At 68.1% G+C, this 12,500-nt stretch carries 12 protein-coding genes; 10 read left to right on the top strand and 2 right to left on the bottom strand.

What is annotated here, in order from left to right; genetic code table 11:
* The first annotated feature begins 177 nt into the window (after window positions 1–177).
* From I8N67_RS24885 to I8N67_RS24840, 10 genes are all read left to right on the top strand, one after another.
* Complete coding sequence (locus I8N67_RS24885; RefSeq protein WP_200305670.1) at window positions 178–1,071, top strand: aminoglycoside phosphotransferase family protein; 894 nt, start codon at window positions 178–180, stop codon at window positions 1,069–1,071.
* An 80-nt stretch (window positions 1,072–1,151) separates the two neighbouring features.
* Window positions 1,152–2,402, top strand: a complete 1,251-nt coding sequence (locus I8N67_RS24880) for a methionine adenosyltransferase (protein WP_200305668.1) — start codon at window positions 1,152–1,154, stop codon at window positions 2,400–2,402.
* Complete coding sequence (locus I8N67_RS24875) at window positions 2,402–3,328, top strand: phosphotransferase (RefSeq protein ID WP_200305666.1); 927 nt, start codon at window positions 2,402–2,404, stop codon at window positions 3,326–3,328. Before I8N67_RS24880 ends, I8N67_RS24875 begins: the two co-directional genes overlap by 1 nt.
* Window positions 3,325–4,035: a histidine phosphatase family protein gene (locus I8N67_RS24870; RefSeq protein WP_200305664.1), complete on the top strand. Its 711-nt coding sequence runs from the start codon at window positions 3,325–3,327 to the stop codon at window positions 4,033–4,035. Before I8N67_RS24875 ends, I8N67_RS24870 begins: the two co-directional genes overlap by 4 nt.
* Window positions 4,028–5,320: a serine--tRNA ligase gene (gene serS / locus I8N67_RS24865; RefSeq protein WP_200305662.1), complete on the top strand. Its 1,293-nt coding sequence runs from the start codon at window positions 4,028–4,030 to the stop codon at window positions 5,318–5,320. Before I8N67_RS24870 ends, serS begins: the two co-directional genes overlap by 8 nt.
* 1 nt (window position 5,321) lies before the next feature.
* Window positions 5,322–6,344, top strand: a complete 1,023-nt coding sequence (locus tag I8N67_RS24860; protein WP_200305661.1) for a glycosyltransferase — start codon at window positions 5,322–5,324, stop codon at window positions 6,342–6,344.
* A gap of 83 nt (window positions 6,345–6,427) precedes the next feature.
* Window positions 6,428–7,345 carry a hypothetical protein gene (locus I8N67_RS24855; protein ID WP_307835366.1) on the top strand — a complete coding sequence of 306 codons (918 nt, stop codon included), beginning with the start codon at window positions 6,428–6,430 and terminating at the stop codon, window positions 7,343–7,345.
* A gap of 116 nt (window positions 7,346–7,461) precedes the next feature.
* Window positions 7,462–8,253: an SPDY domain-containing protein gene (locus I8N67_RS24850; RefSeq protein WP_200305659.1), complete on the top strand. Its 792-nt coding sequence runs from the start codon at window positions 7,462–7,464 to the stop codon at window positions 8,251–8,253.
* Between the two features lie 402 nt (window positions 8,254–8,655).
* Window positions 8,656–9,633: a hypothetical protein gene (locus tag I8N67_RS24845; protein ID WP_200305657.1), complete on the top strand. Its 978-nt coding sequence runs from the start codon at window positions 8,656–8,658 to the stop codon at window positions 9,631–9,633.
* Window positions 9,630–10,049, top strand: a complete 420-nt coding sequence (locus I8N67_RS24840) for a hypothetical protein (RefSeq protein ID WP_200305655.1) — start codon at window positions 9,630–9,632, stop codon at window positions 10,047–10,049. The genes I8N67_RS24845 and I8N67_RS24840 overlap by 4 nt, the downstream gene beginning before the upstream one ends.
* 81 nt (window positions 10,050–10,130) lie before the next feature.
* On the opposite strand, the gene I8N67_RS24835 is transcribed toward I8N67_RS24840, so the two are convergent.
* Entirely contained in the window at window positions 10,131–11,855 is a 1,725-nt protein-coding gene (locus I8N67_RS24835) for a relaxase/mobilization nuclease domain-containing protein (protein ID WP_200305653.1), read from the bottom strand.
* The gene (locus tag I8N67_RS24830; protein WP_200305651.1) at window positions 11,852–12,352 is read right to left on the bottom strand and encodes a plasmid mobilization protein; all 501 of its coding nucleotides are present in this window, start codon (window positions 12,350–12,352) and stop codon (window positions 11,852–11,854) included. The genes I8N67_RS24835 and I8N67_RS24830 overlap by 4 nt, the downstream gene beginning before the upstream one ends.
* Between the last annotated feature and the right edge of the window lie 148 nt (window positions 12,353–12,500).

The raw sequence follows: 12,500 nt of genomic DNA, 5'->3' as shown, positions 1-12,500 counted from the left end.
GACCCCGGAAGGATTTTCCGGGGTGCTGCGGGGTGCCGTACCTACTGTCGCAGTAGATCGAAAAAGCCGCCGGGCAATGTGGTCAACTCCTCCCGCTTCGGCTGGCTTTGGCGATCGGCCCTGCTTCTCAGGTGGGAGCAGGGCACGGCTCGCTGATACGTACTGGAGGTGTGGAGGGTGCGCAGCACGAAGACGGTGGAGCCGTGGACTGAGCAGGGTCTCGGCCCGTTCGGACCGGCAGCTCTCAAGCCGTACTCCAGAACGCGGTTCGCCACGGACGGCAGTGCCTTGCTGAAGATCTACGTCGGCATCGACCCCGAAGGTCGGCGTCGGCGTGAGGTCGCGACGGTCGAGCGCGCTGTCCTGTGGGGTATCTCGGTCCCGGCCGTCCTGGCCACGGGAAACGATGAGCCCGGGTCTTGGACGGTATTCCGGACGGTGGATGGGACGCCGTGCTCGGTAAGCACGCACTCAGCGATTGAGGAGTACATCGGTCACGTCGTGGCTGTGAGCGGCAGGCTGCACCAGCCTACCGCTGGCGCCACTCCCGGCTCCGGCTGGGAAGCACGGCAAGCAAGTGTCGCTTCCTCGCACCGGTTCCTGCTCGATCAGTTCTCTCCTCGCTGCCGGTCGCTGCCCTGGTGGACGGTGCTGAGTGAGGCGCTCCAGCCGATCGATTCCCATCCGGTCGTTCACCTGCATGGCGATATCAAGCCCGAGCACCTCCTCGTGGACGGCGAGCGCCTGCACGTCGTCGACTGGGAGGCGAGCGCCTGCGGACCGGCCGTACTCGACTACACCGACGTGGTGTTCCACCTCGTACGCGACCTGCTGTACCGGGGCGTGCCGCCCGGACGTATCCCGGTCGATCTCCTGACCCGGTTGCCGTTCAGCGGGCCGGTCCTGGCCTGGCGCCTCCTCCTCTGGCTCGATCGCCGTCGGACGCGGGACATCGACCTCATCACCGCCCACGACGTCTATCGACTCGCTGCCGAGGAACAGGCTGCCTCCGCGTACCGATCACTCGCTCAGACGGTCGCGCTCCTCCGCGCTGCTGGCGTTCCTCGCTGAATCCTCCACTCCAGCGCTCGTCCAGGCGTGCTGACGCCTGCGCTCATCCCCTTCTACCCACCCCTGAACGGGAGTTCGTGATGCCTCGTACGAGCACGACCATCGACAACAGTCACATCGTCATCGACACCGGCATGGCTCAGCCGGACGCGACGAGCATCGTGGAACGCAAGGGCCTCGGCCATCCGGACACCCTGGCCGACCATCTCGCCGAGCGGTTGTCCCGCGCCTATAGCCGCTACACCGTTCAGCGCTTCGGCGCCGTACTGCACCACAACTTCGACAAGCTCGCCCTCCTCGGTGGAGCCAGCGAAGTGCGGTACGGGGCCGGCCGGATGACATCGCCGGTGCGGGTCCTGGTCAATGGGAGGGCCGCGCCAATGTGCGGCGGCGAGCTGATCCCGGTCGAGGACATAGTGGAGGCCGAGGTCCGGGCGTTCTTCGCCGAGCGACTGCCCGAGGTCTCGGCCCACCTCGACATCGTCTTCAACATCACCAGCAATTCGAGCCCGGGTGCGGTCCTCACCGGCGACGGGGTGCCCGACCGCACCCGCTGGTTCAACCCGCGCTCCGTCGAGGATCTCCGCGAGCGGCGGGTACGGCTCTCCAACGACACGTCTCTCGGCACCGGCTGGGCGCCGGAGAACCCGTTCGAGTCGTTCGTACGGGAGCTGGTGGACCACTTCTCCGGGAGGAGCGAGTTCACGCTCGCCCACGCCTGGTGCGGCTCGGACGTCAAACTCATGGGCTACTGGGACGGAGCCCAGGCCGACATCGTGTTGTGCGTCCCCCAGAAGTCGCGTCACGTCGCCAGCCGGGCGGAGTACGTCCGCAACGCGGAGACCGTCCTCGCCGAGTGCTACCGCCTCGTCGGCCTCTGGCTGCCTGGAGCGGAGGCGCGCTTTCGGCTGAATGCTCGCGACGTTCCGGAGAAGGACGAGCTGTACCTCACCTACACCGGCAGTTCGATCGAGTCCGGTGACGAAGGCGTTGTGGGGCGAGGAAACCGGGTCAACGGGCTGATCACACCGTTGCGGCCGATGAACCTTGAGGGCGCCAACGGCAAGAACCCCGTCTACCACGTCGGCAAGCTGTACAACGTTGCCGCGCAGCGGCTCGCCAACCGGCTCCACGAGGCGACCGAGGGGCACGCCGAGGTTCACCTGGTGAGCACGACCGGGCAGCGACTCGATCAGCCCTGGCGCATACTCGTCCGCCTGTCTTCTCCCGACGCCGAGGTGGACAAGGTACAGGCCCTGATCGCCGAGGCTCTCGGCGAGTTCCCGGCGCTGACGGACGAGTTGGTCTCCGAAGGGATCGTGCTGAGCTGATGGCGACGCGGACGCTCGGAGAAGTTCCCGCAGGGTGCCAGCAGCGACTACTCGCGCACTACGGGCCGGAAGCACAGGCGTGGCTGGACGCCGCACCAGATCTGCTGGAACAGGCCGCCGAACGCTGGAAGTTGTCCCTCGGCGATTACCACGACGCCGGACACGCCTCGGTGATCGCGACAGCGACCGCCCTCGACGGGCGTCCGCTACTCCTCAAGGCATGGACCGACCGCGCCCGGCATCGCCACGAAGTCAGTGCACTGCGGCTGTGGGCCCGCGGACCGACGGCGGACGTCGTCGAGGCCGCTGACGACCTGGCGGTGGCCGCCCTGGAGCTGGTGGGAGGGCGCCCTGGCGGCGCTGAACGGCCAGAGCGCGAGGTTCAGATGGTGGCGGCCGCCCTCCAAGGGTTGCACACTCTCGGTCAGCGCCGATTGCGACCCAACAGCTTCCCCCCGCTCGCCAGCCACATTCGTACGGAGATGCTGCCGAGGATCCGGCGACGGATGGAGACGCTCGACCTCGACGCATGGCATCTCCTCGTCGACGCCACGCTCCCGGCGCTCGCCGGACTGCAGGAAGACATAGGCAGGACGACTGTCCTGCACGCGGACTTGTATCGGGAGAACGTGCCATTCGACTGGCTGGGGCACCCTCGGCTACTCGATCCGCTACCCATGCTGGGTGACGCGGCATTCGACTGGGCTTTCTGGACCGTCTACTACGACCTTGGACACGGGACCGACGGACGGCTGGCCGCTGCCGCCCGGATCTCGCGGATCCCCATTCCCGTACTCGCGCCGTGGTGCAGAGCGCTGGCCCTCGACGGACTCCTCTACTACCTGGAAGCCGGGGACTCGAGAGCACCGCAGATGGCGGAAGTGCTCGCCGGCCTTTCCGCGTCGACCCCGAGGAGAGGCTCGTGACCACCTACATTCTCCGTCACGGCCAGACGGACTACAGCAAGCGGTACCTCGTCAACGGCGACCCGGCCCAACCCATCCACCTGACCAAGGAGGGTCGGCAATCGCTGAGTCTGGGCTGGTCCACTCTCCCCCTCCACGCGGTGCGGACGTGGCTGACCAGTGAATTCCCGCGCTCCCAGCAGACAGCTTCTCTGCTGATGGGTGTGCCGACAGAGGACCTCGTCATCGACCCTCGGCTGAACGAACTCGACTATGGGGAGTTCGAGGGCCGCCCGTTCCTGGAGTACGCGGTCTGGCTTGACGGCCACGGTTCGGGCGAGAGGCCGACGGGTGGCACCGAGTCACAGCGCGACGGCATTCGGAGGATGCTCGCGGGAGTACTGGCCGCCGTGGAGCGCCCAGGTCCCCGTGTTCTGGTAGGGCACGGCCTTTTGGCCTCCGTGCTCCTCTGGCATCAGAGCCGATCGCCGAAGGAGGTCATGCCGCTGTTCTTCCCGGAGGCACCGTACGTCGAGCCGATCGCCGTACCTGACGACAAGTTGCCGGACTGGATCACGGCGCTGATGAGTGATCTCGACAAAGACGTTCCCGAAGGTCGCGCCGACCGCGGAGGCGCGGACATATTCCGGATCGGCGAGGGCTCGGCGGTTGCTACCGTCGATTCTGTATCCCACTCGCCGGATCAGAAGGATCTTCCTGATGCATGATGCCCGCGCCCTAATCGAAATGGGTGCCGAAGCGGTTCGTCGGCTCGCTCGTCGCGGCTACTCTCTGGACCTGTCCGAGCTGGAGTCCCTCCAGTCCCGGCGCAACCAGAACATCCGCTCGGCAGACGAGCTGCGGGCAGAGTCCAAGCGGACGGCGAGTGAGGTCCAGCAGACGGCCAAGCAGGGCGGCGACATCTCCAAGCTGAAGGAGCGCGCCCGCGAACTGAAGGACCAGATCCGGGACATCGAGGCCGGGCAGGTGCTGGTCGAGGAGCAGCTCCGCGACCTCCTCCTCAGCATCCCGAACCTGCCGGACGACGCGGCCCCGGACGGCGACTCCGAGGACTTCGCGGTCGAGATCCGGCGGGTCGGCACTCCGCCGGCCTTCCCGTTCGAGCCGAAGGACCACGTCGACCTCGGTGAGGCCACCGGCATCCTCGACTTCGCTCGGGCGACGAAGCTGTCCGGCCCGCGCTTCGCGGTCTCGCGCGGCGCCGGAGCAGCACTGGAGCGCGCTCTGGCCACGCTCTTCCTCGACCTGCACACCCGTCGGCACGGGTACGTCGAGCACGCGGTCCCGTTCCTGGTCACCCGTAAGACGATGACGGGCACGGGGCAGCTGCCGAAGTTCGAGGAGGATCTGTTCAAGACCGGCGTCGCCGACCGCGAGCTGTTCCTGATCCCGACGGCCGAGGTGCCGCTGACCAACCTCTACGCCGACGAGATCATCCCGCCCGCCGAGCTGCCGATGGCACTCACCGCGCACACGCCGTGCTTCCGCTCCGAAGCCGGCTCGTACGGCCGCGACACCCGGGGCCTGATCCGGCAGCACCAGTTCGCCAAGGTCGAGATCGTCCAGATGGTCGACCCGGCGGACGCCGACGCCACACTGGAGACGATGGTCGGCCATGCCGAGGCATGTCTGAAGGAACTCGGCCTCGCCTACCGCGTCGTCAAGCTGGCCGCCGGTGACACGGGCTTCTCCGCCCAGCTCACCTACGACATCGAGGTCTGGATCCCGAGCCAGAACACGTACCGCGAGATCTCCTCGGTCTCCAACTTCGGCACCTTCCAGGCCCGCCGGGCCAACATCCGGACCCGCGGCGAGGACGGCAAGCCCAAGCTCGTCGCCACCCTCAACGGCTCCGGCCTCCCCGTCGGCCGCACCCTGGCCGCTCTCCTCGAGCAGGGCCAGCAGCAGGACGGATCCATCGTCCTGCCCGAATCTCTCGTCCCGTACCTCGGCTTCCGCCGTATCTCGGCGGACGGAACACCGGAGGCATAACGTGCTCGTCGGCGTCTGCGACTTCCCTGGTAGCTACGCCTTTCCACCTGCCGGCTACGGCGGGATCGAACGATGGCTGTGGGCGGTCGCCGTAGGCGCCCGAGCCGCAGGCGCCGACGTACACCTCCTGGGGCCGGGCTGGCTCACGGACCTGCAGAACGACTGGGTCCGACGGCCGGTCCGCCTGGAGGACCTCACCACCGGATCGCTCGCCGAGCGCGAGTTCCGCAGCACCGGATACGACCTCCTGGTCGTGGGGCACGAATACCCGTCGCTTCCGGCCTGGACCCGCACGTGGAGTGAGCTGGACTGCGACGTCGCCACATTCCAGCACTCGCCCGTCTTCCAGCACGCCGACGCGGCCTTCGACGGCAAACGGTCACGGCTCTACTGCTATTCGCCCGAGATGATCGAGCGTTACGCAGACCACCATCCGATCCCTGAACTCGCGGTACACCTCGGTCTGGACGAGGACGAACCGCCGGCCGTCGCCGGTGACGACCTCGTGTGGCTCGGCCGCATAGATGAGGAAAAGGCCCCGCACATCGCGGTCCGAGCCGCCCAGATCCTCGGCCGCCGGATACAGATCGTCGGCCCCGTCTTCGACGAGACATACGTGCGACGCCACGAGCGTCTCTTCAGCGCAGGCCACGTGAAGCGGGCCGGCGAACTCGGCGGCCCCGCCAAGACCGCTGCCATCCGCGACGCCTCCGTCTTCGTCTACACCTACGCCCGTACCTACGTGGAGGCCGGTGCCGCCGTCTTCGGCGAGTCCCTCCGCGCCGGCACCCCCATGGCCGCGCTCACGTGGCGCGAGGGAACCTGCGCCGAGGCGGCCCTGTGCGATCAGACAGGCGTGATCACGGTGGCCGACCCCGACGAGGACGACGAGGCAGCAGCGGAGCTTCTCGCCCTTGCGATCGAGCAGGCCGAGGGCCTCAAGCACACGGAGGTCCAAGAGGTCGGGATGCATCGCTTCGATCCGGCACGCCACTTCACCGCGATGTCGACTCGGTCATGCTGACGAGCAGTTCCAGAGAGCTCGTACTCGGGCCGTCGGCCTGTTCGGAGGTCCGCCTACCTGCGGTCCTCCGTCAAGTCCTCGGAGTGCAATGGGAGTTCACCGTTTCCGACGGACGGATCGCGATCGAGCATGCGCACAGAGGATCGCCGTACTGTCCACCTCGTCGGACCCCGTCATGGGAAGAGCTACTGGCAGGGCTCAAGGCGGGCTTCGCGGCCCAGGGGGTCCCGCAGGACGCCTGCTTGCCGATTCGGTGGGGCCGCGAGACCGAGCTGACGATCTCGGCCGTCCAAGCCCTTGACCCCCTCCTCAAGGACGGGCGTCCGCTGACCTACCGCAGCGGCTTCCTGCCCCAGCCTGTTGTCCGTTTCACCGGGCAGCGTGACGCTTCGGGCGACCTCCGGGAAGGATTCCTGACCTCGTTCGTCAACGTTTCCCGTGTCCAGCCGATTCAACGCATTGACGAATACGGTGTGATCTTGGACGGCTGGCTCAGCGTGCTGTCGCGATTGGGTTTCCATGCGCGCCACATCAGCGTCCAGGGCAAACTGACAACATGGCGACGCCGTCAAGTCGAAGGCATCACCCTTCGCTTCAGCCACCTCGACCTGACTCTCGGCGACATCGTCCTCCTCTGGAACGCCGACAACCCTGAGCGCATGGCGGTAGACCTCGGCACCGGACTGGAACGGCTGGCCTGGGCACGTACGCAACTGGGGTGGAGAGACCTCGTCTTCGGCAGGTTCGCGACCCTGGCTCCCCCATCAACCCTGGACGCCGTCCGAACCGCCACTCTCCTCCTTGGACATGGCATCCGGCCCGCCGCGCGGGGAGCCGGCGGAATCACACGCCGGGTGATCGGAACGATCGACCCTGATTCGGCGAGGCTGGGTGTCAGCTCTCTGGTCCGCGCCTCGTATCGCTATTGGCGACTGTTCGACGAACCGAATGTCCCATGGCCAGCCGTGGCCATGGCGATCGAGAAGGAACTGGGCATCTGAAGGCGAATTCTGGCGAGATCGAGCTCGCTTGCCGGGACAAATATGTCCACTTTTGCGCCAGTTCGCCGGAGGCAGACGGGAAAGATCCAGAAGGGACTGGTGCTATGCGGAGAAGGATGCGAACGTACAACGCCCTGCCGGAAAAACACCCTGAGTCCACGGAGGCGCCCCTGCACCCGCACCACCTCAACGACCCTGCCCGTCCCGACTCGCCGGACCCGGTGTACTGGGTCACCCCTCGCCATCTCGCCGGTGACGACGGTGCTCTCGCCGAGCGGATCGGCGACACCCTGGCCGGCCTCGGCTGGCGCATGTGGCCCACGGCCCGCCACACCCTGCTGTACGTGAGCCCGGACGGGCTGTGCGGCGCCGAGTGGATCCTGGCGGCCTACCCGTTCGAGCTGGGCGGACTGCCCGTTGCCTGGCAGCTGAGTGCCCGCCCGCATGCCACCTCCGCGCTCGCGGAGTGGAACGCGTACTTCACCGCCGGCGTCCCGTACGAGGCGCTCGCCGATCTCCTCGTCGCGCTCGACGCCCGTGAGGCGCCGGACGTCGGCTGTACGGGGCCCGACACGGTCGTCAACGCCCTCAGCGCACGGGGCTGGGTCCGCGACGTGGACCGGCCCCACACCACCGCCATCGACCCCGGGTTCTCCTCCAGCGTCTCCCTGGAGATGCTGCCGCCGCTGATCGAGGACGCAGATCCGCGTCCCGACCTGGTGGGTTGGCAGGCATGGGCGCAACCCGTTCTCCGCGCCCCGTATTTGTGGTGCGCCAACTTCAGCGCCAGCGTCCCGCATGACCTGGTCGCTGACTTCGCCTCCTCACTCGCCTCACCCGACCCGGTGCCCCGCCGCACGCTGCCCGAGAGCGCCGAGGGCCGACTCAGCGTCGTCCGCCGCGACTGACGCCTCTCAGCCTGCAACCGGCTATCTCGTATCCCGCGCGACGTCACCCACGTCGGTGCTCCTGCGCTGTGCAGGACCGGATGAAGGATGCACCTTCTGGCAGTGGTCGTACGTAGATGCCCCTGCCGCCATCCCTTCGGGGACGGCGGCAGGGGCATCTTTGCTGTGCGGCTGAGTACGCGGACTGCTTGTCGCCGCCCAGTCCGTGCGTTGAAGAGCGCGAATTGTAGTGCCGCGTAAGGGTTCTCGGGCTGGATGCCTTCGAAGGGAGAAGGGACGCGTGGACCGCACCTGACGCTGGGACTACGACGACAGAACAGCAGCACGAGAGTCTCGAAGCCGGTGGGTGGAGCCGTCGGCCGAGGCGTTCAACCCCACGTCATGCCGATCAAGGGAGAACCCGTGAACACCGCAACCGAGTCGACCATCGATGAGCAGTCGGCTGCTCCTGCGACCGAGTCCTTGCCTGCCCCAAGCGACAGGCGCCCCAACACCGCTTCCCGTACGAACGTGGACCCTGACAGCCTCATCGTTGCCGATGGCAAGCTCACCGAGGCCGGGGAGGCACTCGTAACGGAGCTGACCGCTGAGATCTCGCCCCTGATCAATCGCGCGCCCGACCCCGCCGCCGCGCTCGCCCTGTTCGGGCAGCTCTTCCAGAAAGAGCTCGCGTGTATCGCCGCCACCCGCTCAGCCGCAGAAGGCCGTTGCACCGTACATGGGTGGTGCGTCGAGACCGGCTACCACTTCGACCACACCAGCTCCGATCACGTAGTCACCAGCATTTCCCGGGAAGAGCCCCTCGTATACGCGCACCTGTTCCACCTCTCTACCTCGAAACCGGCCATCGGCCTGCAGGGCGATGACCTCGACGCCGGGCAGGCCCGGGCAAAGGCGGCCGAGTTGCGCAAGCTGGCGGAAGCGATCGACGAGATGGCTGGCCTCCTCACGGAAGGCAGGGCGGCAGCCGAGTCCGGCCACTGGTCGTGGTGCCAGCCCGACGAGTGCGTCACCCGCCAATACGACGATGGCGAGACGTACATCGAGCACTACGGGCGCAAGGCCACCGCGGTCATAGTCGACACAGACGGCTCCGACACGGTCCGGCTCCATGCCCATCTCGGCTTCGACGAGGGCACAACCAAGGAATACCCAGACGTCTTTCTAGAGGACCCCGACGGCCCCGGTGTGTTCCTCGACGCGCCCTCCCTCGACGCCACGATCTCCCGGCTTTCGGACTTCACAGACACCCTGCGCGTCATGCGTCTACAGATGACCGAACGGCCGGTCGAGGGCCCGACCTCGCAGGAACGTGTCGAGCGGGCGGTTGACCGGATCATGGCCGCGATCTCCGAGCCGCGGCCGGAGGTAGGGGTATGACGACAATCGACAGGCAAGCAGCTTTCGACAACTTCCGCGAGCGCATGTGCGACCACCTCGCCGCCGTGTCCGAGCGACCGCAGCGCCGCCTTCACGTCGAGCAGGCTCTTCTCGACGATTGCACCGTCTTCACCCACCGGCTCGACGGCGACGACCATCACGTCGTCTACGACCCCAAGCAAATCAGCCCACTCAACGTCCGCCAGTTCCTCGGCATCTACGTGTCGTACACCGAGGGTCGCATCCTCGACCAGATCCGCGAGGCCGCCTACCGGTTCGACACCGACGGGTGGAGGCAGTTTCACGAGGGGGTCATCAGCTGGATCGATCGCACCCAGGACCCCGAGGGCGTCATAGATCGGATACTGGATCTCATCTCCAGCGAGCAGACCGAGAAATCGGAAGCGCGGCCGTGAGCGCCGAACCCACGGTGCCTCGGGCCACACTCCGTGTGGCCCGAGGCACCTGACCTGCCGCCAGGTCCCGAATTCCATAGATCATCTGGCCTTGCGGCGCGGGTCGGTCTGGCTCGTGGAAGGCCCGGTGGTGCGCCCGGCCGACGGCGCCGTGGGGCTGCTGTTGGGCTGAGATATTGCGGAGGCGTCGGCGGGCAGGTCGGCCATGCGGCGCAGTCGCCACACCAGCACGTCGCTGACCGACTCCGCGGTCTGAAGCTCCCGCCGCCCAGCCGCCTCCGTCAGCAGTGCGGTCGGATCGTGTCCGGCCGCCTCGGTGTCAGCGAGGGTGGCGGCCAGCGCATACCAGCCAGGTTCGGCCAGGACCTGTTCCGCCAGCTCCGGCACCCCCTGACGTAGGTGGGAAGCCTGCATCTGGCGGAGGGGCTGGGACAGGCGCCGGCCTCGTTGGTACAGCGCGGCCAGTGGGATGTCGGCCGCGGCCCGGTAGGCGGCACGCAAGTGCTCGGCCGACTGGTGGGCGGCGGCGGCCTGCTGCGCGTGCTCCTTCTTCGCGTGCCAGTGGGCGGCGGCGGTGACGAGGAAGAACGCCATGTCGATCAGCATCGCCGTGGTCGCCCCGTCCTCTCCGCGGCCAAGCGCGGGGCCGCCGTAGACGAGGTCGCGGGCGGCCTGGCGCAGGGCACGGTCGTGTCCGCGCTCAGCCTTGATGTGGGAGCGGGTGGCCCGCTCGAACGCGAAGGCCGCCTCGCCCAGTTCGGTCCGGGTGTGGGCGGCGGAGGTCTTGGCGAGCGCGTCCAGGATCTCCCCGGCCGCCGCGATATGTGCGGCCACCTGGGCGTCCTCACCACCGTCGATGACCAACACCGCCTGCCACGCGGCCGTGGCCGCCCGCCGCCGTGCCGCCGCGGGGCTGCTGGGTGCCGGGCCTGTGGGCTGCTCCGAGAGTGTGTCGGTGCTCTGGGGCGGGGTGTCGCCGGACCAACGTTCGCAGATACGGGGCAGGGAAAGGTCGGGAGAGAGCGTGGAGCCCGCGTAGAACACTGGTTCCTGGTCGTCGTTACGGTCATCGGGCAGCGCAACCTTGTACCCGAGCAGATCGCCGGAGGGTGCGACGCGCTGCCGGATCAACACGCCGGCGGCAGCCAGGCGGTCGAAGAACTCCTTCTCGCTGGTGGCGCCGGCCACCGCACGGCGGACGGTTTCGCGCAGTTCGTCGCGCGCCGCACGCTCCTTGCCCAGGCGTTCGGCCTTGTGCAGTTCGGCGCTGGTGGTGCGCTTCGCGGCGGTGCCGTCGCCGGGGGTGACGCGGTGGAGGCCGTAGTCGGCTTCGATGAGGCGGGCTTCGGCCTGGGCGCGATTGCCGGAGCGATGGTGGTCGGGGCGGCGGCCGTCTTCGCGTACGAGGGTGGCGATGATGTGGATGTGGTCGTCGGCGTGGCGGACGGCGGCCCAGCGGCAGCCCGCACCGTCGCCGGGGTCGATGCCGGTGGCCGCGACGATGCGGCGGGCGATGTCGGCCCACTGGCCGTCGGTCAGGATCGGGTCGTCGGGGGCGGCGCGCACCGAACAGTGCCACACGTGCTTCTCGGGCCGCTGGTCTGCGTCGAGCAGATGGAGGGGCTGGTCGAGGAGCTGCTTGAGGTCCTCCGTCGTGGCCGAGGGGTCGCGGCCGGGGTCGGGCGCCATGTGGTCGAAGGAGGCGACCAGGTGCGGGTCGGTGTGCTCCTCGTGGGTGCCCTTGCCGTAGAGGTAGCGGAGCAGGCCGAGGGTGCGGCTGCCCTGCTTGTGGATGCTGGGGATCAAGCCGCCTCACCTTCTTCCTCTTGGCGGTTGGTGACCCGGTCGGCGGCCTTCTTCACGGAGTGGGCCGCGCGGTGAATGTCGGCGAGCACCTCCTTGAGGTGGGGCACACCGCTACCGGAGTTGAGGGCCTTGGCCACCTGGTTGAGGTTGCTGCCGGCCCAGCCGAGCTGACGGCGCATGGCGAACAGCTCTGTGAGCACATCGCGTTCGGTGGCAATGGTGGCGGCGGTGCGGGACTGGTCGCGGGCGGCTGCCAGCGCGGAGTGGGCGAGGAAGCCGGCCAGACTCATGCCGACGGCATCGGCGCCGACCTGGATGATGGCGTGCTCGTGATCGCTGAGGCGGACACTCTGGGCGGGACGCTGCTTCTTGTCGCGCGGACGCGCCTTCCCCTTGATCTTGGTCCGGCGCTCGCGGCCGACCTTTCCTGGCTGCGATCCGCCCTCGGTCGCAGCCTTCCCGTCCGGCGCCCCCTGGCGCCGGACGGACCCCGCCACCCCCGGGGCGGGGCCGGGTTCGGGCGCTCCCCCTGCGGGGGAGTGTCCGGACCTCCAACTTGCTGGCGTTGTAGGGCTGGTGGGGCTCTCGTGCCGTTCGTGGTGGTGGGTGGGGACTTCGTGGTGCCGGTGGTGCATAGAGTGCTCC

Source organism: Streptomyces adelaidensis, assembly GCF_016598475.1.
Classification (GTDB): domain Bacteria; phylum Actinomycetota; class Actinomycetes; order Streptomycetales; family Streptomycetaceae; genus Streptomyces; species Streptomyces adelaidensis.
Note: the sequence above shows the minus strand (reverse complement) of the source record. Positions and strands in the feature narration are given on the sequence as shown.